The 24,083-nt window shown below is 73.7% G+C and carries 19 protein-coding genes and 1 riboswitch; of the genes, 13 read left to right on the plus strand and 6 right to left on the minus strand.

Going from position 1 to position 24,083, the window contains the following annotated elements; translation table 11 throughout:
- Positions 1-91 precede the first annotated feature (91 nt).
- Positions 92-3,232 carry an isoleucine--tRNA ligase gene (gene ileS, locus UO65_RS08060; RefSeq protein ID WP_035280174.1) on the plus strand — a complete coding sequence of 1,047 codons (3,141 nt, stop codon included), beginning with the start codon at positions 92-94 and terminating at the stop codon, positions 3,230-3,232.
- A gap of 156 nt (positions 3,233-3,388) precedes the next feature.
- On the plus strand, positions 3,389-5,017 hold the full coding sequence (locus UO65_RS08065; RefSeq protein WP_052020887.1) for a penicillin-binding transpeptidase domain-containing protein: 1,629 nt from the start codon (positions 3,389-3,391) through the stop codon (positions 5,015-5,017).
- A 21-nt stretch (positions 5,018-5,038) separates the two neighbouring features.
- On the opposite strand, the gene UO65_RS08070 is transcribed toward UO65_RS08065, so the two are convergent.
- From UO65_RS08070 to UO65_RS08085, 4 genes are all read right to left on the minus strand, one after another.
- Positions 5,039-5,620 carry a class F sortase gene (locus UO65_RS08070; protein ID WP_035280176.1) on the minus strand — a complete coding sequence of 194 codons (582 nt, stop codon included), beginning with the start codon at positions 5,618-5,620 and terminating at the stop codon, positions 5,039-5,041.
- Positions 5,617-6,447, minus strand: coding sequence for a DUF4397 domain-containing protein (locus UO65_RS08075; RefSeq protein WP_035280177.1), 831 nt, complete (start codon positions 6,445-6,447; stop codon positions 5,617-5,619). Before UO65_RS08075 ends, UO65_RS08070 begins: the two co-directional genes overlap by 4 nt.
- Positions 6,448-6,469: 22 nt before the next feature.
- Positions 6,470-8,275, minus strand: a complete 1,806-nt coding sequence (locus tag UO65_RS08080; protein ID WP_052020888.1) for a hypothetical protein — start codon at positions 8,273-8,275, stop codon at positions 6,470-6,472.
- Positions 8,276-8,646: 371 nt separating this feature from the next.
- Positions 8,647-9,123 (minus strand): hypothetical protein, encoded by a 477-nt coding sequence (locus tag UO65_RS08085; protein ID WP_035280180.1) that lies wholly within the window; start codon positions 9,121-9,123, stop codon positions 8,647-8,649.
- A gap of 53 nt (positions 9,124-9,176) precedes the next feature.
- Here UO65_RS08085 and UO65_RS08090 point away from each other — a divergent pair, with 53 nt between their 5' ends.
- The 7 genes from UO65_RS08090 to UO65_RS08120 all read left to right on the plus strand — a co-directional run bounded on the left by UO65_RS08090 (position 9,177) and on the right by UO65_RS08120 (position 15,121).
- Positions 9,177-9,737, plus strand: a complete 561-nt coding sequence (locus UO65_RS08090; RefSeq protein ID WP_035280182.1) for a TetR/AcrR family transcriptional regulator — start codon at positions 9,177-9,179, stop codon at positions 9,735-9,737.
- Positions 9,737-10,009 (plus strand): DUF167 domain-containing protein, encoded by a 273-nt coding sequence (locus UO65_RS08095; protein WP_035280184.1) that lies wholly within the window; start codon positions 9,737-9,739, stop codon positions 10,007-10,009. The genes UO65_RS08090 and UO65_RS08095 overlap by 1 nt, the downstream gene beginning before the upstream one ends.
- Before the next feature lie 94 nt (positions 10,010-10,103).
- Positions 10,104-11,588, plus strand: coding sequence for a potassium/proton antiporter (locus UO65_RS08100; protein WP_407643171.1), 1,485 nt, complete (start codon positions 10,104-10,106; stop codon positions 11,586-11,588).
- A 71-nt stretch (positions 11,589-11,659) separates the two neighbouring features.
- Positions 11,660-11,776: riboswitch (SAM riboswitch) on the plus strand.
- 121 nt (positions 11,777-11,897) lie between these two features.
- Positions 11,898-13,253, plus strand: coding sequence for an aminotransferase class V-fold PLP-dependent enzyme (locus UO65_RS08105; protein WP_084175392.1), 1,356 nt, complete (start codon positions 11,898-11,900; stop codon positions 13,251-13,253).
- A gap of 47 nt (positions 13,254-13,300) precedes the next feature.
- The gene (gene lspA, locus UO65_RS08110; protein ID WP_035280211.1) at positions 13,301-13,870 is read left to right on the plus strand and encodes a signal peptidase II; all 570 of its coding nucleotides are present in this window, start codon (positions 13,301-13,303) and stop codon (positions 13,868-13,870) included.
- A gap of 37 nt (positions 13,871-13,907) precedes the next feature.
- A complete protein-coding gene (locus tag UO65_RS08115) occupies positions 13,908-14,792 on the plus strand; it encodes an RluA family pseudouridine synthase (protein ID WP_052020891.1) in 885 nt (294 codons plus the stop codon).
- A 98-nt stretch (positions 14,793-14,890) separates the two neighbouring features.
- Positions 14,891-15,121: a hypothetical protein gene (locus UO65_RS08120; RefSeq protein ID WP_035280188.1), complete on the plus strand. Its 231-nt coding sequence runs from the start codon at positions 14,891-14,893 to the stop codon at positions 15,119-15,121.
- 10 nt (positions 15,122-15,131) lie between these two features.
- On the opposite strand, the gene UO65_RS08125 is transcribed toward UO65_RS08120, so the two are convergent.
- Complete coding sequence (locus UO65_RS08125; RefSeq protein ID WP_035280190.1) at positions 15,132-16,124, minus strand: AsnC family protein; 993 nt, start codon at positions 16,122-16,124, stop codon at positions 15,132-15,134.
- Positions 16,125-16,192: 68 nt separating this feature from the next.
- Complete coding sequence (locus UO65_RS08130) at positions 16,193-16,828, minus strand: nucleoside/nucleotide kinase family protein (protein ID WP_035280193.1); 636 nt, start codon at positions 16,826-16,828, stop codon at positions 16,193-16,195.
- A 107-nt stretch (positions 16,829-16,935) separates the two neighbouring features.
- Between UO65_RS08130 and dnaE the strand changes: the two genes are divergently transcribed.
- The 4 genes from dnaE (at position 16,936) to UO65_RS08150 (ending at position 23,995) form a co-directional block, all read left to right on the plus strand.
- On the plus strand, positions 16,936-20,469 hold the full coding sequence (gene dnaE / locus UO65_RS08135) for a DNA polymerase III subunit alpha (protein WP_035280195.1): 3,534 nt from the start codon (positions 16,936-16,938) through the stop codon (positions 20,467-20,469).
- Between the two features lie 130 nt (positions 20,470-20,599).
- The gene (locus tag UO65_RS08140) at positions 20,600-21,814 is read left to right on the plus strand and encodes a cytochrome P450 family protein (protein WP_035280213.1); all 1,215 of its coding nucleotides are present in this window, start codon (positions 20,600-20,602) and stop codon (positions 21,812-21,814) included.
- 155 nt (positions 21,815-21,969) lie between these two features.
- Positions 21,970-22,677 (plus strand): hypothetical protein, encoded by a 708-nt coding sequence (locus tag UO65_RS08145; protein WP_035280197.1) that lies wholly within the window; start codon positions 21,970-21,972, stop codon positions 22,675-22,677.
- 49 nt (positions 22,678-22,726) lie between these two features.
- Positions 22,727-23,995, plus strand: coding sequence for an adenosylmethionine--8-amino-7-oxononanoate transaminase (locus UO65_RS08150; protein WP_035280199.1), 1,269 nt, complete (start codon positions 22,727-22,729; stop codon positions 23,993-23,995).
- Positions 23,996-24,083 lie beyond the last annotated feature (88 nt).

Here is a 24,083-nt window from a genome sequence, read left to right on the forward strand (position 1 = left end):
AGCGGGGTGGTACCGCGGCGCGGACCGGCGCAGGACCGGGACGGGTCGTCCCCGCGTGGGTCCGACCGATCTCGTACGAGGAGTGCCACCCATGGGTTACCCCAAGGCGACCAGTTCCGCCGCCGGGGACGCCGTCCCGGCGCAGCCGTCCTTCCCCGCCCTCGAGACCACCGTGCTCGACTACTGGGCGGCGGACAACACGTTCCAGGCCACTGTGGACGCCCGGCCCGCGGGCGACGACGGGGACAACGAGTTCGTCTTCTACGACGGACCGCCCTTCGCCAACGGCCTGCCGCACTACGGGCACCTGCTGACCGGTTACGTCAAGGACGTCGTGCCGCGCTACCAGACCATGCGCGGCCGCCACGTCGAGCGCCGCTTCGGCTGGGACACGCACGGCCTGCCCGCCGAGGTGGAGGCGGAGAAGCAGCTCGGGTTCTCCTCGAAGAGCGACATCGAGGCGTTCGGGATCGAGAAGTTCAACGACGCCTGCCGCACCTCGGTCATGCGGTACGCCGACTCGTGGCGGGCGTACGTGACCCGGCAGGCGCGCTGGGTGGACTTCGACAACGACTACAAGACCCTCGACCTGGACTACATGGAAAGCGTCATGTGGGCCTTCAAGTCCCTGTACGACAAGGGTTTGGTGTACGAGGGCTTCCGGGTGCTCTGGTACTGCTGGCGCTGCGAGACGCCGCTGTCCAACACCGAGACGAAGATGGACGACACCTACCGCGACCGGCAGGACCCGGCCGTCACGGTGGGCCTGCGGCTGCGCGCGCCCGGCACCGACCTCGACGGCGTGCAGGCCCTGGTGTGGACGACCACCCCGTGGACGCTGCCGTCGAACCTGGCCGCCGCGGTCAACCCGGAGGTCGACTACGTCGTCGTGGAGAGCGCGGGCACCAGGTACCTGCTCGCCGAGGCGCGGGTCGCCGCGTACGCCCGCGAGCTGGGGGAGGACCTGCCGGTCCTGGCCCGGTACCGGGGCAGCGACCTCGTCGGGACGCGGTACCAGCCGCCGTTCGACTTCTTCGCCGGGCGGGAGAACGCCCACCAGGTGCTGGCCGCCGACTACGTCACCACCGACGACGGCACCGGTGTCGTGCACATCGCGCCCGCCTTCGGTGAGGAGGACAAGGTCGTCACCGACGCCGCCGGGATCGAGGTGGTGGTCCCGGTCGACAGCCACGGCCGGTTCACCGCGGAGGTGCCGCCGTACGCGGGCGTGCACGTCTTCGAGGCCAACAAGCAGATCATCCGCGACCTCAAGGACGCGGGCCTGCTGCTGCGGCATGAAACCTACAACCACCCGTACCCGCACTGCTGGCGCTGCGACAACCCGCTGATCCAGCGCGCCGTGTCGTCCTGGTTCGTCGCGGTCAGCACGTTCAAGGACCGCATGGTCGAGCTGAACCAGCAGATCAACTGGGTGCCGGGGCACATCAAGGACGGCCAGTTCGGCAAGTGGCTGGACAACGCCCGCGACTGGAACATCTCCCGCAACCGGTTCTGGGGCTCCCCGATCCCGGTGTGGGTCTCCGACGACCCCGCGTACCCGCGCGTGGACGTCTACGGCTCGCTCGACGACCTGGAGCGCGACTTCGGCACCCGGCCGACGGACCTGCACCGGCCGACCATCGACGAGCTGACCCGGCCCAACCCGGACGACCCCACCGGCGCCTCCACCATGCGCCGGGTGCCGGAGGTGCTCGACTGCTGGTTCGAGTCGGGCTCGATGTCCTTCGCCCAGGTGCACTACCCGTTCGAGAACCGCGAGTGGTTCGAGGACCACTACCCGGGTGACTTCATCGTCGAGTACAACGGGCAGACCCGCGGCTGGTTCTACACGCTGCACGTGCTCGCCACCGCCCTGTTCGACCGGCCCGCGTTCACCAACTGCGTGGCGCACGGCATCGTGCTCGGCGACGACGGGCAGAAGATGTCCAAGTCGCGCAAGAACTACCCGGACGTCAACGAGGTCTTCGACCGCGACGGCTCCGACGCCATGCGGTGGTTCCTCATGGCCAGCCCGATCCTGCGCGGCGGCGACCTGGTCGTCACCGAGCGGGGCATCCGCGACGCGGTGCGCCAGGCGGTGCTGCCGCTGTGGAACTCCTGGTACTTCCTCGCCCTCTACGCCAACGCCGAGGGCACCGACGGCACCTGGCGGACCGACTCGCCGCACGTGCTCGACCGCTACGCGCTGGCCAAGACCCGGCAGCTCGTGGAGTCGGTGACGGCTGCGCTGGACACCTACGACATCTCCGGGGCGTGCCAGTCGGTGCGCGAGTACCTGGAGGTGCTGACCAACTGGTACGTCCGCCGGTCGCGGGACCGGTTCTGGTCCGGCGACACCGACGCCATCGACACCCTGCACACCGTGCTGGAGGTCGTCTCCCGGCTGGCCGCGCCGCTGCTGCCGCTGACCACCGAGGAGGTGTGGCGGGGGCTGACCGGCGGTCGCTCGGTGCACCTGGCCGACTGGCCGGACGCCGGGGCGCTGCCCGCCGACGACGCACTGGTGGCGGGCATGGACCGGGTGCGGCAGGTGTGCTCGTCGGCGCTGGCGCTGCGCAAGGCCAACAAGCTGCGCGTGCGGCTGCCGCTGGCGAAGCTGCTGGTGGCGGCCGAGGACGCGGCGGTGCTGGAGCCGTTCGCGTCGCTGATCTCCGACGAGGTCAACGTCAAGGCGGTCGAGCTGACGACCGACGTGGCCGCGCACGGCCGGTTCGAGCTGGCGGTCAACGCCCGCGCCTGCGGGCCGCGGCTGGGCAAGGACGTGCAGAAGGTCATCAAGGCGGTCAAGGCCGGGGAGTGGAGCACCACCGACGCCGGTGCCGTGGTGGCGGCCGGGGTGGAACTGCTCGACGGCGAGTACGACCGGCGCCTGGTCGCGGTGGACGCCGGGGCCACCGCCGAGCTGCCCGGCAGCTCCGGGCTGGTCGTGCTGGACACCGAGGTCACCCCGGAACTGGCCGCCGAGGGCCTGGCCCGCGACCTGATCCGGGTCGTGCAGCAGGCCCGCCGCGACGCCGGGTTGCAGGTGTCGGACCGGATCGCGCTGACCGTCGACGCCCCCGGAGAGGTGCTTGACGCCGTGCGCGTGCACGAGGCGTTCGTGGCGGGGGAGACCCTGGCCGACTCGGTCGCGTACGCCCTGGTCGAGGGCGGTTCCGCCGGGACCGTGGGCGATGGCGTGCAGGTCCGCGTGGACGTCCGGCGCGGCTGACCGGAACCGTTCGGCGGCGGGGGTGCCCTTCGGGGTGCCCCCGCCGTTGTGCGTTCGTCACCACGGGGAACTGGTCCGGTCCCCGGGCGGCCGGCACGCTGGGGGCAGCGCGACGTCCGCGCGTCGGGGGTACTGGGGTTCCACTGGGGGTTTCGCGTGTCCGAGACGCGCAAGCGCTGGATACTGTCCATCGGCGGTGCCGCCGTCCTGGCGGTCGTCCTGCTCGCCTGGTTCGTGCTGTTGCCCGACGCGCGGCCGTCGCCCGCACCGCCGGACAGGGTCGCGGCGCAGGGCCGGGCCGCCGCTCCGCTCACGGCGGCGCAGACCGCGCAGGCGTTCCTCGACCGGGTCCGCCGGGGTGATCACGCGGGCGCGGGCGCGTTGACCGACAACGCCCCCGCCGCCACCCAGGCGCTGACCGACATCCGCACCGCCCTGGGCGCGCAGGGCGTGGTGTTCGCGCTGGACCCGGTGGAGCCCGCCGCGGGCGCGGTCGAGGCGCAGGAGGCGTTCACCACGACCTGGACCCTCGGGTCCGGCAAGGCGTGGGCGTACTCCAACACCCTGCGCGTGGTCCGCACCGGCGAGACCTGGCTGGTGGCCTGGACACCGGCGGTCATCCACCCGCGGCTCGCGGTCGGGCAGCGGCTCGCTCACCTCGCCGCCCAGCAGAACACCGTCGCCGTGGTCGGCGCGGGCGGCGCCCCGCTGTTCACCTGGTCCGGGACCGACCTCGCCCCGGTGGGGGACACGCGGGTGGACCCGACGCTGGCGAGCGCGATCAAGAAGGGCGCCACCCCGGCGACCGGGGCAGGCGACGGCGTGGTGGCCGCGGTCGACGCGAACGGCACGCCGGTGGCCACGCTGTTCGGGACCGCGCCGCCGCCCGCCGAACCGGTGGCGACGACCCTGGACCCGAAGGTCCAGGCCGCCGCGAACGCCGCCGTCGCGGGCGCGGGGAAGCCGACCACCCTGGTCGCCCTGCGCCCCTCCACCGGCGGCATCCTCGCCGTCGCCACCTCGGGCGGCTCCGACGGCGCCCGCGCGTTCAGCGGCCTGTACCCGCCGGGCTCCACGTTCAAGGTCGTCACCGCCGACGCCGTGCTCAGCGCGGGCGCGACGACCATCGACACCGTGCTGCCCTGCCCCGGCACGCAGACCATCGGCACCCGCACCATCCGCAACGCCGACTTCGACCTGGGCCCGGTGCCGCTGCGCACGGCGTTCGCCCAGTCCTGCAACACCACCTTCGCCGCGCTCGCGGGTGACCTGCCCGCCGACGCGCTGTCCACCGCCGCGGCCCGGTTCGGCCTGGCCGCGGACTTCTCGGTGCCCGGCCTGAACACCCAGACCGGGCGCGTGCCACCGGCCGGGGACCGCTCGGAGCAGGTGGAGAACAGCATCGGCCAGGGCACCGTGCGGGTCAGCCCGTTCGGCATGGCGCTGGTGTCGGCCACCGTCGCGCACGGCGGCGCGGTCACCCCCCGGCTGTTCACGGGCGTCGACACGACCGTCAACACCGGCTACCGGGGTCCGGCGGCGGCGACCGTGCGGTCCCTGCGCACCATGATGCGCGAGGTGGTCACCACCGGCCGGGCCACGGCGCTGGCGAAGTACGGCGCCTCCGGCAAGACCGGCACCGCCCAGTTCGGCGACGGCACCCAGGCGCACGGCTGGTTCACCGGTTACCGGGGCGACGTGGCGTTCGCCGTCCTGGTCGAGGACGCGGGCGCCGCTGCTCCCGCCGTGGACGTCACCGGCCGCTTCCTGGCCGCGCTGGGGTGATCCGGCGCCGGGTGGTCCGCCTCACCCCGCCCAGCGGGCCGAGGCGAACACCACCACGTTGTCCTCATAGGACCGGCGGGCGCGGTCGAACGCGCCACCGCAGGTGATCAGCCGCAGCGCCGCCCCCGGCACCGGGCCGTAGACGGCGTCGGTCGGGAAGGCGTCCTTGGGGTACCGGCGCACCTCGTCGACGGTGAACACCGCCGCCGCGCCGTCGGAGCGGTGCACGGTGACCCGGTCGCCCGGTTCGAGTTCGCGCAGCCGGGAGAAGACGGCGGGGCCCGCCCGGGAGTCGACGTGCCCGGCGAGCACCGCGGGCCCGACGTCGCCCGGTGCGGTCCCCTCGGCGTACCAGCCGACCCTGGCGAAGTCGGCGGGCGGTTCCAGTTCACCCGCCGCGCCGAGCCGCAGCGGCACCACTTCCCGTTCCAGGACGCCGATCGCGGGTATCTCCAGTCCCACCGGCGACACCCGCACCGCCGCGATCGGCGCCGGGAGCGGGGCGGGCAGTGGCATGGTGGCGGGTGGTGCCACCGGTGGTTCGGGCGCGCAGCCGGTGACCGCGACCAACGCCAGGAGGACCACCGCGGCGCGCTTCCTCACCCCCGCGCCCGGGTGCGGAACCGCAGCGCGGCACCCGCGCCCGCCGCCGCCAGCAGGGACAGCACAGCCAGAAGCCACACCGGTGAGTCCACAGTGGACATACCGCCCGCACCGGTTTCCACCCCCAGCAGGGGTTTGACCTCCGGGCCTGCGCTGTCGGTGAGCGGTGTGCTCTTGAGCGCGCCGTCGGACTCGGTCACCAGCAGCGTCGTCGAGGTGCCCGCGCGGACGTCGACCTGCGTCGGTGCCCGCCCGGTGGACCCGCTCAGCACCACGTCGTGGCGGCCCTGCGGCAGGTCCCGGTACGGGGTGGTCATGCCGTAGGAGGCGTCGACGACGAGCGGGGTGCTCGTGCCGCCCACCTCGACCGTCACCGGGGCGAGCGCGGCGGTGCCCTGCACCACCCGGACCCGGCCCGTGCCCGGCTCCGGCGCGCCCAGGTCGTCGGTGACCAGGTCGCCGCGCAGCGAACCGCCGGGGCCGGTGGCGAAGACCAGCAGCGAGTGGGCGGTGGCGGCGGTGATGTCCACGGTCGCGGTCAGCGCGGGCGGGGAGGTCGGCGCGGCGTCGGCCGGGCGCATGGCCACGGTGTAGGCGCCCGCGCGCAGCGCGGAGTACGGGGTGACCGCGCCGTACCCGGCCTTGCGGACCACCACCTGCTCGGCGCGGCCGAAGGCGGCGAGGTAGATGTCGACCGGTGGTGCCCCGGGGGCGAGGTGGCCCAGGCGCACCCAGCCCAGGTCGGGGCCGGGGGCGGCTCGGGCGGCGGGCGGGGCGCAGGCGAGGAGGAGGACCGCCGCAACGAGCGGTGCTGTCCGACGCGACATCGTCGGTGTTCCTTTCGGGGGTTCAGGGAGGTGGGTCGAACGGGGTGAGCAGCCCGGCGGGTGCCCCGGGCGGGTAGCGGACCAGGACGCCCTCGGCGGTGCTGGTCACGGACAGGGGCCGGTAGGCGCCGCGCTGGCCCGCGAAGTACCGGGCGACCTGGTCGGCCTGCTCGCCCGCGGTGGTGACCAGCAGTTGGCGGCGGGGTTGCCCGGCCGCGTCCTCGCCCGGCACCGCGGGCAGCGCGGTGACCCGCACCGGTCGCGACGAGGTGAGCCCGGCGAGGACGGTCAGCACCCTGGGGTCGACGCGGCCCGTCCGCAGCAGGGCGGTGACGTCGGGGCGCGCGGTGAGCCGCGGTGAGTCGGCCAGCGCGGCCCCCGCGTGCCTGCGGGCGCCGGTCTCCCCGGCCGCGCCCCGGCCCGGGGCGCCGGGCCGGTCGACCTCGACCCGGTCGGGGCCGGTGCCGAACACCGCCACGGTCTCCCCGCCCGGGACCGCGCCCCGCGCGCGCAGCGCCGGGGTCAGCAGCACCCAGGCGTCGGGCGGCGGTTCGCCCGCGGCGGCGCGGGTGGTCAGGGCGGGGTCGCGGCCTGCGCGCACCAGGTCCACCCAGGCGGCGTCGTCGACCACGACCGGGGTGGCGGGCAGGTTCTCCCGCAGCCACCGGGTCGCCCCGGCGAGCGGGCCGGGGTCGGTGCGCCGGGCCGCCGCCGCGTCCAGCGCGCCCGGCCACACCGGCACCACCAGCACCGCCGCGACCAGGAGGCCGACCGCGGTCGGTCCCAGCAGCAACCGGCTCCCGGTGTGCCTGCCGATCCGGAACCGGTGGGTCAGCGCCAGCTCGGCCGCCCCCGCGGCGAGCAGCACGGCGGGCGCGGCGGCCACCGTGAGCGCCCCGGAGCCGGGGCCGCCCGGCACCAGCGCCACCGCGAGCAGCCCGAGCACGCCGATCGCCAGCGGGCGCAGCAGGGCCGAGCACAGCCCGCCCACGGCACCGAGCACCACCGCGACCGCCAGCACCGGGTCCACCGCCGCCCACTGCGCGGGCGTCGGCCCGCGGCCCGCCAGGTGCAGGCCGCTCAGCGCCGAGGAGGCACCGAGCCCGACGGCGACGCCGAGCGCGAAGCCCGCGCCGAGGACCTGCGCCAGGCGCCTGCGACCGCGCCGCCACACCAGCCAGCCCGCCGAGGCCGCGAGCACCAGGGTGACCGGGGCGGTGATCACGGCGACGACCAGCAGCACCACCGCCCACAGGTCCGGTTCGAGCCTGCGGTGCCGGTGCGGGGTCCACAGCAGCACCAGCGCGCCCAGCGCCCAGGGCGTCGCCACGTTCTCCGGGCGCAGCCCCAGTTGCACCTCGACGACCAGCGGCGACAGCGCGGCCACGCCCACCGCCGCGGCGGCCGTCCACCAGCGCAGCCCCATCCGGCGGGCGAGCAGCCAGACCAGCACGGCGGTGACCGCCGCGGCGACGGCCATGCCCTCGCGGGCTCCCGCGAGGGCGGCCGTGTGGCGGGTGAAGGCGTCGGTGAGCGCGGTGTAGGCGCCCGCCTGCAACCAGGCCAGCGGGGCGTCGGCGGCGCTGTCGAGCAGCAGGTCGAGCCGGTCGGCGGCGAAGACGTGGGCCAGGTGCCCGGCCTCGCCCGCCTGCGCCGGGGAGCCGCCCGCGGCGAGGCGGACCACGGCGGTGAGCGCGGCCAGCGCGAGCACGGCGGCGAGCGCCAGCAGGTGGCGTTCGGCGGCCCGGGTGCGTTCGTCGGCGGCCAAGCGCCAGGTGTGCGGGGGCAAGCGCACGGCGGAGCCGTCGTTCCAGCGGTGTGAGGTCATGGTGGTGCCCGCCCGGTCACCCCGGTCGGGTGACCGGGGCTGGGCCGGAACCTCCTTCTCCGGGTGCTCCGTGGGATGTCCTTCGAGGTCAGGGGCACCGCTGCGCGCTGCGGTCGGGCCATCGTAGAAGGTGTGACCGCGCGTGCGAACTGCAACTTTCCGTGCGCTGGACACGGCCGGACGGGTGATGGGGCGACGTGCGCTGCGCCGAACGGGGAGCCCGGTGCCAGGCATCTGAGACCGGTTTCAGCCCGCTCCGTACGAGTGGACCGCCGCACCGCGCCACGATCCGGTGACGCGGTCGGTGTTGCCACGACCGGGTGACACCGCTGGGGGTGAGGGCGATCGCCCGCCGTGCTGCCCCGGACGGCTCAGCCGCGCCGCTTCCCGTCGCCCGCCACGGCAAGCAGCACGCGGACGTAGCGGGAGTGGGGTGCCGGGCGCGGGGGAGGGTCGCCGAGCGCGGTGGCCGCGCGGTCGAGCAGGTCTTCGATCAGGGCGTCGTGCAGCCAGCGGATGGCCAGCGGCCAGGTCAGGTGACCCGCGCCGGTGGGGCGGGCGCGGAGGTCGTGGCGCAGCACCCGGCCGGGTCGGGCGGTGAAGGTGTGCGTGCCGCGCAGACCGATGCCCGGGTCGAAGGTGAACTCGACCAGCCTGCCCGGCTCGTGGGCCGTGCAGGTGTAGCGGACCGGGCCGTGCCCGCCGCGGGCACCCGGTCCGAGCGGGCGGTCGAGCCGCAGCGCGGGCCACCGGTGGTGCGGCCACAGCGGGCCCTCGGGCTCGGCGATCGCGTCGAGCAGCGGCCCGGGGTCGGCGGGCAGGACGCGTTCGTGCCGGTTGTGGATCATGGTGAACCTTCCGTACGGAACCGTATGGTCCGCCGTACGCTAGCGTACGGAAGGTGCGGAGGAGTAGGGACGACTGGACGGCGCTGGCCCTGGAGGTGCTCGCCGAGGGCGGGGTCGCCGCGCTCGCGGTCGAACCGCTGGCGGCCAGGGGCGGCTCGACCAAGGGCAGCGTCTACTGGCACTTCGCCACCCGCGACGCCCTGCTCCGGGCCACCCTCGACCGCTGGGAGGCCGAGCACACCGCCGCCGTGATCGCGCACGCCGACCGCGGCGCCGACCCCGCCGAGCGGCTGCGGCTGCTGTTCGAGGCGGTGCTGCCCGCCGGGGCCGCCGTCGAGCTGGCCCTGCACGCCTCGCTGGCCGACCCGCTGGTCGCCGCCGCGGTGGCCAGGGTGGGGCGGCGGCGGGTCGGGTACCTGGCCGAGCAGTTCACCGGGCTCGGGTTCACCGCCGAGCAGGCCCACCGCCGCGCGGTGATCACCTACTCCGCCTACCTCGGGCAGGTGCAGCTCCTGCACGGCGCCCCGGAGACCCTGCCGCACTCGGCCGAGGACCGCCGCGCGCTCGTCGACGACGTGCTGCGGGTGCTGCTCACCGCCCCCGCCGAGGGCTGATGCGCTTCGCGGTCCGGGTCCGGCCGGGTGCGCGCCGCGCGGCCGTCGGCGGGCGCCGGGGCGACGCGCTCGTGGTCGCCGTCGCGGCACCCGCGGTGGCGGGCAAGGCCAACGAGGCGGTGTGCCGCGCGCTCGCCGCGGCGTTCGGCGTGCGGCCCGGGAACGTGCTGATCATCAGCGGTGACCGCGCGCGGGACAAGGTCGTCGAACTCGACCCGGCACCGCCGGACGCCCCGGCCACACTGGACCGATTGCGGGACAACGGGCCGTGACGGTTGCCTCACCTGGGCCGCCACCGGGACGCCGATTACGACAATCCGCCCCCCACGGGGGAGAATGCCCCGACAACTGATTGCCCGGGAGGTGATGGTGGACGACCTGACCGTTGCACTGGGCATCGGGGCGTTGGTGCTGCTGCTGGCGGTGCTGGCCGTGCGGGTGTCGGTCCGGCTCGGTCTGCCGTCGCTGTTGCTCTACCTGGGAATCGGCGTGCTGCTCGGCGAGGCCGGGCTGGGCATCGAGTTCTCCAACGCCGACCTGACCCAGTCGCTCGGTCTGGCCGCGCTGGTCATGATCCTGGCCGAGGGTGGCCTCACCACCCGCTGGGTCGAGGTCAAACCGGCGCTCTGGCCGGGAGTGGCACTGTCCACTGTGGCCGTCGGGGTCAGCATCGGGGTGACCGCGCTCGGGTTGCACCTGGTCCTGGACTTCGACTGGCGGCTGGCCCTGCTCTGGGGCGCGGTGCTGGCCTCCACCGACGCCGCCGCCGTGTTCAGCGTGCTGCGCAACCTCTCGGTCACCCGGCGGCTGGTCGGGTCGCTGGAGCTGGAGAGCGGCATGAACGACGCCCCCAGCTACATCGCCGTGGTGCTGCTGGCCTCCACCGACCCGGTCACCTGGTCGCTGCCGCTCACCCTGGCCTACGAACTCGCGGTGGGCCTGGCCCTCGGTGTCGGCCTGGGCTGGCTGGGCGCCCTCACCCTGCGCCGCGCCGCGCTGCCCGCCACCGGCCTGTACCCGCTGGCCACGGTCGCGGTGTGCGTGCTCGCCTTCGCGGGCGGGCAGGCCGCGCACGCCTCCGGGCTGCTCGCCGCCTACGTCGCCGGGTTGGTGCTGGGCAACTCCAAGCTGCCGCACCGCTCCGACACGGTCTCCTTCGCCGAGGGGCTGGGCTGGTTGGCGCAGATCGGCCTGTTCGTCCTCTTGGGACTGTTCGCCTCACCGAGCAGGCTGCTCGACGCGATCATCCCCGGGCTGGTCGCCGGTGCCCTGCTGACCCTGCTGGCCCGGCCGCTGTCCGTGCTGGTGTCGATGGTGCCGTTCCGGATGCCCTGGCGCGAACAGGTCTTCCTGTCCTGGGCCGGGTTGCGCGGGGCCGTGCCCATCGTGCTGGCCATGATCCCGCTGTCGCAGGGCATCCCCGGCGCGCAGCAACTCGTCGACGCCGTGTTCGTGCTGGTGATCGTGCTGACCCTGGTGCAGGGCACCACGCTCGGGCTGCTGGCGAAGCTGCTGCGGCTCGACACCGGTGCGCAGCCCAAGGAGGTCGACGTCGACGTGGCCACCCTCGACGAGTTGAACGCGGAGCTGTTGCAGGTCACCATCCCCGTCGGGTCCAAGCTGCACGGCGTCTACCTGTCGGAGCTGCGGCTGCCGCCGGGCGCCTCGGTCAGCCTCGTCGCCCGCGGCGCGGGCGCGTTCACCCCGGTCACCACGACCCGGTTGCAGGAGCTGGACCAGGTCCTGGTGGTCACCACGCAGGAGGCCAGGGCCGCCGCCGAGACCCGCATCCGCGCGGTCGACCGGGCGGGCCGCTTCGCCCGCTGGAAGGGCGAGACCGGCAAACCCTGAGCCGTGACGCCGATCCCACCCGGTGGACCGGACTCGATCCGCGGCGCCGCGTCGGCTATGGTCTTCGGCAAGGTCATGAGTGCCAGCGTCAAGCCCCGGTTTGCTGGCCGGCAACCCTCCTCCGCGGTGGGGTGCCCCGGGTGAGGACCTGGTCCTCCCGCGAGGTGCGGGACGGGCAAGCGCGGACCCCCTCACCGGCCAGGGTCCTGGAGACCTTGGAGGCACCCCGTGACGCTCGCCATCCCCAGCCGCCGCACCGCCGGACCGGCCCGCGACACCGGGTGTCCCACCGGCTGCACCACCGAGCCCGTGCCCGCGACCGCCGCTGTCGAGGCCGCCGCCGGCATCCCCGCCGTGCCGCCCGTGGTGGGGGCGCGGCTGGCGGTCCCGCTGGTCGACGGCCGCCGGGTGCCCTACGCCAACCTCGACCACGCCGCCAGCACCCCCGCCCTGGAGGCCGTGCGCGACGCCGTGGACGAGCTGCTGCCCTGGTACGCCAGCGTGCACCGCGGCGCGGGCTTCGCCTCCCAGGTCTGCACCCGCGTGCACGACCAGGCCCGCGACGTGCTCCGCCGGTTCGTCGGCGCCCACCGCACCGACCAGGTCATCTTCACCCGCAACACCACCGACAGCCTGAACCTGCTGGCCGGGGCGCTGCCCAGGGGCACGTCCGTGGTCCTGTTCGACACCGAGCACCACGCGGCGCTGCTGCCCTGGCGCGGCCCCCGCGTGCACCGACTGCGCACCCCGCAGAGCACGGGCGACGCCGTCCTGGCGCTGGACCGGGCACTCGCCGACTGCGCCGTCGGGCCGCGCCTGGTGGTGCTGACCGCCGCCTCCAACGTCACCGGCGAGGTCTGGCCGATCGCCGAGCTGTCCGCCGTCGCCCGCCGCCACGGCGCCCGGGTCGCCCTCGACGCCGCGCAGCTCGCCCCGCACCGGCCGGTCGACATCCGCGCCCTCGACGTCGACTGGGTCGCCCTGTCCGGGCACAAGCTCTACGCCCCGTTCGGCGCGGGCGCCCTCGTCGGCCGCGCCGACTGGCTCAGGGCCGCCGAACCGCACCTGGTCGGCGGCGGCGCCACCGCCTCGGTCACCGACCGCGGCGACCGGCTCGCGGTGACCTGGTCGACCGGCCCGGAGCGGCACGAGGCCGGGTCGCCGAACGTGGTCGGCGTGCACGCGCTGGCCACCGCCTGCGAGGCGATCACCCGGCACGGCTGGGACGCCGTGGTCGAGCACGAGCGGGTCCTGCTGCACCGGCTGCGCGCCGGGCTCGCCACCGTCCCCGGCCTGCGCCCGCTGAGCCTGTTCGGCGCGGAGCACGACCGGGTCGGCGTCGTCAGCTTCACCGTCGACGGCCTCGACTCCGGCCTGGCCGCGGCGGTCCTGTCCGCCGAGCACGGCATCGGCGTGCGCGACGGCGCGTTCTGCGCGCACGTGGCCACCGCCAGGCTGCTCGACCGGGCAGGCAGCTCCGAGCGGCGGGCGCTGCGGGTCAGCATCGGCCTGGGCACGACGCCAGAGCACGTGGACCGGCTCGTCGCCGCGCTGCACACCCTCGTCGACGGTGGCCCGGCCACCGAGTACGCCCTCGTCGACGGCCGCTGGGCGCCGGTGGAGGACCCCCGGCCGCTGCCGCCGTTCCTGCGCGAGCTGCCCTGAGCCCGGTCGACGGCCGGGCGGGTCGGCCGACCGTGGACAATGGGGTGGTGAGCAGTGAGGAACGCGATGGGGTGAGCGCGGCACCGGTGCCGCCGCGCAGGGCAGCGCTGCTGGTCGGCACGGCGGTGGTGGTGTACGCGCTCGACCTGGTCACGAAGATCCTGGTCACCGCCAACCTGGAGGGCGAGCCGCCGGTGCGGCTGCTCGGCGGGCTGGTCTACCTCGACCTCATCCGCAACCCCGGGGCCGCGTTCTCCATGGCCACCGGGATGACCTGGCTGCTGACCCTGGTCGCCATCGGGGTCGTGGTCGCCATCGTCTGGATCATCCCCAAGCTGCGCTCGCCGGGCTGGGCGCTGGGCCTGGGCCTGGTGCTCGCGGGCGCGCTGGGCAACCTGACCGACCGGCTGTTCCGCGCCCCCGGGGCGTTCCAGGGGCACGTGGTCGACTTCGTGTCGGTGTTCGGCCCGAACGGCGAGTACTTCCCGGTGTTCAACGTGGCCGACTCCGGCATCAGCGTCGGCGGCGTGCTCATCGTGCTGATGGCCCTGCTGGGGCGCGACTACGACGGCAGCCTGACCACGAAGTCCGAGAAGAAGGCGGCCACCGGTGAGTGACACGCGGACCCTGCCCATCCCCGACGGCCTCGACGGCATGCGCGTCGACGCCGGTCTGTCGAAGCTGCTTGGCATCTCCCGCACCGTCGTCGTGGCCCTCACCGAAGCCGGTGACGTGCTGGTCGACGGTCGACCCGCGGGCAAGTCCGACCGGCTGCTGGCGGGCGCCTGGCTGGAGGTGACCCTGCCGCAGCCGGACCGCCCGGTGGAGCTGAAGGCGGTGGCGGTGCCCGGCCTGGAGATCATCCACCAGGACGACGACGTGGTGGTGGTGGACAAGCCGGTCGGCGTCGCCGCCCACCCCAGCCCCGGCTGGTCCGGCCCCACGGTCATCGGCGGCCTCGCCGCGGCGGGCCTGCGCATCTCCACCTCCGGGGCCGCCGAGCGCCAGGGCGTCGTGCACCGCCTCGACGTCGGGACGACCGGGGTGATGGTGGTCGCCAAGAGCGAGCACGCCTACACAGTGCTCAAGCGGGCGTTCAAGGAGCGCACCGTCGAGAAGCGCTACCACGCGCTGGTGCAGGGCCACCCCGACCCGAGCGTCGGGACGATCGACGCCCCCATCGACCGCCACCCGCGCCACGACTACCGGTGGGCGGTGGTGGCGGGCGGCAAGCCGAGCATCACCCACTACGAGACCATCGAGGCCTTCCGCGCCGCGTCGCTGCTCGACGTCAAGCTGGAGACCGGCCGCACCCACCAGATCCGGGTCCACTTCAGCGCCCTGCGCCACCCCTGCGTCGGCGACCTCACCTACGGTGCCGACCCCACCCTGGCCAAGCGCCTCGGCCTCACCCGCCAGTGGCTGCACGCCCGCACCCTCGGCTTCCACCACCCCGCCGACGGCCGGTGGGTCGAGTTCACCAGCGAGTACCCCGCCGACCTCGCCGCCGCCCTGGCCACCCTGGCCGACGACTACTGACCCGACTGGTTCTTCGCGTGTCCGGGTGCGCGGGCGGGGTTCGAGCGGTTACGTTGGGACCCCGCCCGACGCCCTGGTGGCGACCCCCGGAGGCCGCGATGACCAGCCCACGCGACACCGAGCAGCTCAACGACCACCTGGTCGTCGACGGCGTGATCGGGGGTGTCCCGGGCCAGGCCGCGGATCTCGACACCGCGGATCTCGACACCCCGGCACGCGGTCTCCCGGCGCCCGACTACGACCGGGACCCGCCCACCTCGCCGATCCCGGCGCAGCGGACGGCGCAGGCCAAGAAGGGGTTCTTCTCCCGGTTGTTCAGCCGGGGCTAGTCCCGCCGGGCTAGTTCTCCACGGCCCAGGTCAGGGCGAGGTCTTCCTCGTCCGGCCGGGGGCTCCAGCGGACCGAGGTCACCGCCAGTTGCTCGGGCACCACGTACACCGTGTGCCCGCCCGCCGTCTCGCCCGGTGCGACGCCGATGCGGTGCGGGGGGCGGGAGGACAACGACACCGGGGCCTTGCCGACGGTCTCGCCCTCCGGGGTGACCAGCACCAGGTACAGGTCCGGCAGCGTGGAGAAGTGGACCGACCCGCGGTTGGTCAGCTCGGTGTGCACGACGATCGAGCGCTCGCCCGGTTGCAGGCGGTAGCCCGCGGCGGTGAACAGGTAGTCGGCCGGGTCGACGACCTCGACCAGGCGCACGGCGAGGCGTTCGCCCTCCAGGCCGGTGGTCTCCAGGCTGTTGCCGACGGTCCCGGCGCGGCTCGCCGCGGTGCGGGTGGTCGGCTGGGTGCGCTCGACCGGCAGCTCCACCTGGGCGGGCGGCTGGTCGCCGCGGGCCCAGGTCGACACCTGCGGCGGGCCCCAGGTGCTCATCGGCTCGTTGGGCGCAGGGAACGGCTGGCCCTGCGGGGCGTGACCGGCGTTGTGGTTGTGGTGCGGCGGGGCCTGCGCCGGGAAGGGCTGGCTCGGCGGGCCCATCTGCGCCGGGAACGGCTGGCTCTGCGGGTTGACCTGGTACGGCCCGCTCTGCTGGCCGGGGTGGTTGTTCTGCTGGTACTGCGGCGGGTAACCGGGTTGCTGCTGGGGTTGCTGCTGGTACTGCCCCGGCATCGGGTAGCCGACCGGCGCGCTCTGCCGGGCCAGCGCCTGCCGCAGGCCGTTGGGGTCGCACTCGACGCCCACGAGCAGCGGCAGCCCGGAGCCGGACAGCGCGACGAGCCGGGAGGCCACCTCGCGCGGGTCCATGCCCAGGCGCGCGGCCACCTCGTGCACCGCGGCCCTGCCCATCTCGGCGACCACGCCGAGCAGGCGGACGTCTACTGGATCGACCACGGTTGGCACGCTACCCGGTCGCCGGGACAGCCGCGCCGGAAGCCGGGGGCCGACACGGCCATGATCGATCAGACCGGGGTGTCGTCGAGCACCGCGGGGTGGCGGGGGTCGTCGGCGCGCACCCCGGTGTCGGCCGTGTGCAGGGGGCGCACCTCGGCGTCGTAGCGGGCGAAGGCGGGCAGCGCCCAGTGCTCGTCGGCGGGCAGCCGCCGGGCCAGGGCGGGCGCGGACAGCCACAGGTGCACCGACAGCTCGTGCGGCAGGCCCCGGCCGAGGAGCAGTTCACCGTCGAGCAGCAGCACGCCCCCCGGCGGCAACCGGGTGTAGTCGGCGCGGGTGGCGCGGTCGGTGGCGGCGTTCCACAGCGCGGGCAGCACCCGGCCGGTGCCGCCGGGGGAGAGCGGGTCGAGGACTTCCCGGCGCAGCGCGCCCTCGTCCAGCCACAGCTCGTAGCGGGCGTCCGGGTCCGCCCGGCCCCGCTCGAACCGCAGCGAGGCGGGCCGCAGGAAGTCGGCCGCGGCGACCCGCAGCACCGGTCGGCCGAGCACCCGCAGCGGCTCCACCAGCGCCTCGGCCAGCTCGTCCGGCCGCGCGGGCGGGGCGCCGTCCAAGATCACCCGAGTCCACTCGGTACGCTCCCCGGCCGTCACCCGGTCGGTGAGTTCGCGGACCAGCACCTCGGGTGTCACGGGGCGGAAGCGCATGGCGTAGTTGTATCAGCTTTCTTGATATGGAAAGGGATTCGCCCACCCGTTCGACACGCGCGCCCCCAATGCCGCGGACCGTCAGACCCCCTCGCTAGGGTGGCGTCGTGGCTGACTCCTTCGCTCATCTTCACGTGCACACCGAGTACTCGATGCTCGACGGAGCGGCCAAGCTCAAGGACATGTTCACCGAGTGCGAGCGGCTCGGGATGCAGTCCGTGGCGATCACCGACCACGGGCACACCAACGGCATCTACGACTTCTTCACCCAGGCGACCAAGGCGGGCATCAAGCCGATCCTGGGCGTCGAGGCCTACGTCGCGCCCGCCTCCCGGTTCACCAAGGAGCGGGTCCGCTGGGGCGACCCCGGCCAGAAGTCCGACGACGTCTCCGGCAGCGGCGCCTACACCCACCAGACGATCTGGGCGCGCAACGCGACCGGCCTGGGCAACCTGATGCGCCTGTCCAGCCTGGCCTCGATGGAGGGCCAGCTCGGCAAGTGGCCGCGGATGGACCGGGAGCTGATCACCGAGCACGCCGACGGGCTGATGGCCACCACCGGCTGCCCGTCCGGCGAGGTGCAGACCCGGCTGCGGCTGGGCCACTTCGACGAGGCGCTGCAGGCCGCCGCCGACTGGCGCGACATCTACGGCAAGGAGCACTTCTTCGTCGAGCTGATGGACCACGGCATCGAGATCGAGAGCCGGGTCCGCGGCGGGCTGGTCGACATCGCCCGCAAGCTCGACATCCCGTTCGTGGTGACCAACGACTCGCACTACACCTTCAAGGGCGAGCGCGAGTCGCACGACGCGCTGCTGTGCGTGCAGACCGGCAAGACCCTGCAGGACCCGACCCGGTTCAAGTTCGACGGCGACGGCTACTACCTCAAGTCCCCGGACGAGATGCGCGCGGTCGACGCCTCCGACCCCTGGCAGGAGGGGTGCCGCAACACCCTGCTGGTGGCCGAGAAGGTCGACCCGACCGGCATGTTCGAGTTCCGCAACCTGATGCCGAAGTTCCCGATCCCCGACGGCAAGACCGAGGACGAGTTCTTCCGCGAGCAGGTGTGGGCCGGGATGCGCCGCCGCTTCCCCGAGGGCGTCGACGAGGAGCACACCCGGCAGGTCGAGTTCGAGATCGGCGTCATCACCCAGATGGGCTTCCCGGCCTACTTCCTGGTGGTCGCCGACCTCATCGGCTGGGCCAAGTCCAACGGCATCCGGGTCGGCCCCGGCCGCGGCTCGGCCGCGGGCGCGCTGATCGCCTACGCGATGGGCATCACCGACCTCGACCCGCTGGCGCACGGGCTGATCTTCGAGCGGTTCCTCAACCCCGACCGGGTCAGCCCACCCGACATCGACATCGACTTCGACGAGCGCAGGCGCGGCGACGTCATCCGCTACACCACCGAGAAGTGGGGCGCGGACAAGGTCGCCCAGGTGATCACCTTCGGCACCATCAAGGCCAAGGCGGCGATCAAGGACTCCGCCCGGGTGCTGTTCGGCCAGCCCGGCTACGCCATCGCCGACCGCATCTCCAAGGCCTACCCGCCCGCGGTCATGGCCAAGGACATCCCGCTCAACGGCCTGTTCGACCCGCAGCACAAGCGCTACAACGAGGCCACCGAGATCCGCGAGCTGTACAACAGCGACCCGCAGGTCAAGGAGATCATCGACACCGGCCGCGGCCTGGAGGGCCTGATCCGCAACGCCGGTGTGCACGCCTGCGCGGTCATCCTCTCCGCCGAGCCGCTGATGGAGACCATCCCGCTGTGGAAGCGGCCGCAGGACGGCTCCATCATCACCCAGTTCGACTACCCGACCTGCGAGTCGCTGGGCCTGCTCAAGATGGACTTCCTGGGGCTGCGCAACCTCACGGTCATCGACGACGCGCTGCGCAACATCGAGACCAACGGCAAGCCGGTCCCGGACCTGGAGACCCTGGGCCTGGAGGACAAGGCCACCTACGAACTGCTCTCCCGCGGCGACACCCTGGGCGTGTTCCAGCTCGACGGCGGGCCGATGCGCGACCTGCTGCGGCTGATGCGCCCCGACAACTTCGAGGACATCTCCGCGGTCGGCGCGCTCTACCGGCCGGGTCCGATGGGTGCCAAGTCGCACACCAACTACGCGCTGCGCAAGAACAAGCAGCAGGAGATCACCCCCATCCACTCCGCCCTGGCGGAGGCGCTGGAGGACATCCTCGGCACGACCTACGGCCTGATCGTGTACCAGGAGCAGGTCATGGCGATCGCGCAGAAGCTGGCGGGCTACACGCTCGGCCAGGCGGACCTGCTGCGCCGGGCGATGGGCAAGAAGAAGAAGGAGGTCCTGGACGCGGAGTTCGTCAACTTCTCCGGCGGCATGGAGAAGAACGGCTACCCCAAGGACGCGATCAAGACCCTGTGGGACATCCTCGTCCCGTTCGCCGACTACGCGTTCAACAAGGCGCACTCCGCCGCGTACGGGCTGGTCTCCTACTGGACGGCCTACCTCAAGGCGAACTACCCGGCCGAGTACATGGCCGCGCTGCTCACCAGCGTCCGCGACGACAAGGACAAGGCCGCGGTCTACCTGTCGGAGTGCCGCCGGATGGGCATCACGGTGCTGCCGCCGGACGTCAACGAGTCGGAGAAGGACTTCGCCCCGGTCGGCACCGACATCCGCTTCGGCCTCGGCGCGATCCGCAACGTCGGCGCCAACGTGGTCGACTCGATCATCAAGGCGCGCGCGGAGAAGGGCGACTTCGTCGACTTCTCCGACTACCTGCGCAAGGTCGACACCACCGCGTGCAACAAGAAGGTCGTGGAATCCCTGATCAAGTCGGGGGCCTTCGACTCGCTCAAGCACCCGCGCAAGGGCCTGTTCCTCATCCACACCGACGCCGTCGACGCCGTCATGGAGACGAAGAAGGCGGAGGCCGTCGGCCAGTTCGACCTGTTCGGCGCGGGCGGAGGCGCGGACGAGGACGTCTCCAGCGTGTTCGACGTGCGGGTGCCGGACGAGTTCTGGGAGTCCAAGCACCAGTTGGCCTTGGAGCGGGAGATGCTGGGCCTCTACGTCTCCGGGCACCCGCTCAACGGCGTCGAGCACATCCTCACCTCGCAGTCGGACACCTCCATCGCGGCGATCCTGGAGGGCGGCCTGTCCGACGGCGCCCAGGTCGTGATCGGCGGCATCCTCGCCTCGGTCAACCGGCGGGTGAACCGCAACGGCGAGCCGTGGGCGTCGGCGCAGCTCGAGGACCTCGCCGGTGGCATCGAGGTGCTGTTCTTCCCCAAGACCTACGCCGTGGTCGGCATGGGGGTGCTGGAGGACGCGATCGTGCTGGTCAAGGCGCGGGTGGCCAAGCGCGACGACCGCACCTCGCTGATCGCCAACGACCTGGCCGTGCCCGACCTGTCCAACGCCGCGGGGGCCCCGTTCCGGCTGAGCATGGCCGCGACCAAGTGCACCCCGCCGCTGGTCGCCCAGCTCAAGGACGTGCTGGCCGGGCACCCCGGCACCACCGAGGTGCACCTCAAGCTGATCAACGGGCCGCGGCAGACCCTGCTCAAGCTCGACGACGCGCTGCGGGTGCAGCCGTCGCCGTCGCTGATGGGCGACCTCAAGGCGCTGCTGGGACCGGGCTGCCTGTCCTGACCCCCGCTGTCCCGACCCCCGCCATCCCGGCCCCTGCCCGGAACGGCGACCGCCGGTGACACCCCGCCACCGCCCGATCACGGTAGGGTGGTTGGTGAACGGGGTTAACCGCTGGTGGAGGGGGATGGACATGTCGGTGCCGGACACCGTGCTCAGGCTGGACACGCCCGAGTACACGCAGGACCCGCACGCGCTGCACGCCGAGCTGCGCCGGGCCGCCCCGGTGCGCGAGGCGATCTTCCCGCGCGGGTTCAAGGGCTGGCTGGTCACCGCCTACGACGACGCCAAGGTCGCGCTGACCGACCCGCGGATCAGCAAGGGCGTCGCCGGGTTCGCCCCGGTCATGGACCGGCACCGGCTGACCGACGCCACCCCGCTGCCGTTCCGGGTGGAGCTGGCCACGCACATGCTCAACTCCGACCCGCCCGACCACACCCGGCTGCGCAAGCTGGTCACCAAGGCGTTCACCAGCCGGGTCGTCGGCAGGCTGCGCGACCGGGTCGAGGGCATCGCCGACGGCCTGCTCGACGCCATGGCGGGCCGCGACACCGTCGACCTCCTCGACGACTACGCCTTCCCGCTGCCGATCACGGTGATCAGCGAACTGCTCGGCGTCCCGGAGGCCGACCGCGACGACTTCCGCTCCTGGACCTCCACCATGATCACCACCGGCCCGCCCGAGGTCACCACGGCCGCGGGCGACGCCATGGGCCGCTACCTGGCCGAGCTGATCGAGCACAAGCGCCGCGAACCCGCCGAGGACCTGCTCTCCGACCTGGTCGGGGCGCACGACGACGGCGACCGGCTCAGCTCCGCGGAACTGGTGTCCATGGCCATGCTGCTGCTCATCGCGGGCCACGAGACCACGGTCAACCTCATCGGCAACGGCGTGCTGGCCCTGCTGCGCAACCCCGACCAGCTCGCCGCCCTGCGCGCCGACCCCGCGCTGCTGCCCGGCGCGGTCGAGGAGTTCCTGCGCTTCGAGGGCCCGATCAACATCGCCACCATGCGCTACACCACCGCCCCGATCACCCTCGGCGGCGTCGAGGTCCCCGAGGGCGAGTTCGTCATGGTCTCCCTCGTCTCCGCCAACCGCGACGAGGCGCACACCGACCGGCCCGACCGCCTCGACATCACCCGCGCCCAGTCCGCGCACCTGGCCTTCGGCCACGGCATCCACTACTGCGTCGGCGCCCCGCTGGCCCGCCTGGAGGCCGCCACCGCCATCGGCCGCCTGCTCGACCGCTTCCCCGCGCTGTCGCTGGCGGCCGACCCGGAGGAACTGCGCTGGCGCGACAGCACCCTGGTCCGCGGCCTGGAAACCCTCCCGGTGAAGCTGACCTGACCGGCCCGTACGCCATACAGCGCAGGGGCCGCGGCCTGCCCGGGCAACCGCCACCGGAAATCCGGTTGCGGATACCGCGGTGTTGGGCGTGGCGTGCCGGGCAATCCCGGTGAATCCGGTTCCGGTCGGATAACGTTGGCCGGGTGCGGGGGCGGGTGAGTACGGCGGAGCGCGGGCTGGTCGACGCGCGGCTGCGCGCTGTCCGGCCGCACCTGGTGTTGATCGTCCTCGTCGGACCGCTGCTCGCGGCGGGGGCCACGCTGCTCGGCAACCCGCTGCCCTACCTGGTCATCCCGCTGGTGCTCGTCCTCGCGGGGGCCTGGTACTTCCGCTCCCGGCTGATGCGCCCGCGCCGCTGGCCGGTGGCCGCGGCGGTCCTCGGCGGACTGGCCGGTCTGCACCTGGGGGCCATGGCGCTGTGGCCGCTGTCGCCCGTCACCGGGGCCGCGCTCGGCACCGCCGGGTACTTCCTGGCGGTCGACGCGCGCAGGCGGGTGCTGGAGCCGTACACGCCGGAGCTGGCCGACTCGCGGGTCGAGGTGCCGTGGCAGGCGCGCGGCGACCGCGGGCTGCACCTGCTGGTGGCCCACGACCGGATCACCCTCGCCGGGTCGCGCGGGCGGTTCCGGCTGGTGCGGCCGATGGTGGCGCTCAGCGGGGTCGGCGCCGTGGAGCAGATCCTGGTGGCCCGCCGGGCCACGCTGGAGGTCCCCGGCGTGGGGGAGTTGCGGGTCACGGTCACCCCCGGGCCCGCCGTGCGCATCACCGTCCCGCCGGGGCAGTGGATCGTGCCGACCGACCACGGCCGCGAGATCGCCCGGCTCGTCGCCCGGCGCAAGGAACTCGCGGGCGTCGAGGGCTGACCGCCTGTCCACAGTGGATTCCGGGTTCCGGGGCGATAGGCTCCCCCGCGTGACCCCGGAGGAACTGCTCGCCCTGGACCGCGCCCACGTGTGGCACCCCTACGGCCCGATGCCGGGCACGCAGACCCCGCTGGTGGTCGACAGCGCCCGGGGCACCCGGCTGACCCTGGCCGACGGCCGCGAACTGGTCGACGGCATGTCGTCGTGGTGGGCGGCGATCCACGGCTACCGCCACCCGGTGCTCGACGCGGCGCTCACCGCGCAGGCGGGCCGGATGAGCCACGTCATGTTCGGCGGCCTCACCCACGAGCCCGCCGTGGCGCTGGCCGAGCGCCTGGTCGACATCACCCCGGAACCGCTGCGCCACGTGTTCCTCTGCGACTCCGGCTCGGTCGGCGTCGAGGTCGCGATCAAGATGTGCCTGCAGTACTGGCGCTCCACCGGCAAACCCGGCAAGACCAAGCTGCTCACCTGGCGCGGCGGCTACCACGGCGACACGTTCAACCCGATGAGCGTGTGCGACCCCGAGGGCGGCATGCACAGCCTCTGGCGCGGCGTCCTCCCGGTGCAGCGCTTCGCCGACGCCCCACCCACCGACTTCGACCACGACTACGTCGCCCACCTCGCCGACCTGGTCGAGGCACACGCCGACGAGTTGGCGGCGGTGATCGTCGAACCGGTGGTCCAGGGCGCGGGCGGAATGCGCTTCCACGACCCGCGCTACCTGCACGTCCTGCGCGAACTGTGCCTCACCCACGACGTCCTGCTGGTCTTCGACGAGATCGCCACCGGCTTCGGCCGCACCGGGGAGCTGTTCGCCGCCGACCACGCGGGCATCAGCCCGGACGTGATGTGCGTCGGCAAGGCGATGACCGGCGGCTACCTGAGCATGGCCGCCACCCTGTGCACCCCCCGCGTCGCCGACGGGATCTCCCGGGGCGAGGTCCCCGTCCTGGCCCACGGCCCCACGTTCATGGGCAACCCGCTGGCCGCCGCCGTCGCCACCGCCTCCATCGACCTGCTGCTGGCCGGGGACTGGCGCGGCACGGTCGGGCGCATCGAGGCCGAACTGCGCACCGGCCTCGCCCCCGCCCTGGACCTCCCGGGCGTGCGGGAGGTGCGGGTCCTCGGCGCGATCGGCGTCGTCCAACTCGACCACGAGGTCGACATGGCCGCCGCCACCGCCGCCGCCGTCACCGCCGGGGTCTGGCTCCGCCCCTTCCGCGACCTGATCTACACGATGCCCCCCTACATCTGCACGACCGAGGACATCGGCCGGATCACCGCAGGAATCACCGCCGCAGCATCAGTTGGCTGACCCCACCGGCGCAGCGACAGCCAGCCGCCCCCGCAACCGCTGGCCCGGCTACGGACATGCCCGGGTGGGTGGATGTGTTTGGCCGGGG

The sequence above is a fragment of the Actinokineospora spheciospongiae genome (assembly GCF_000564855.1).
GTDB classification, from domain to species: domain Bacteria; phylum Actinomycetota; class Actinomycetes; order Mycobacteriales; family Pseudonocardiaceae; genus Actinokineospora; species Actinokineospora spheciospongiae.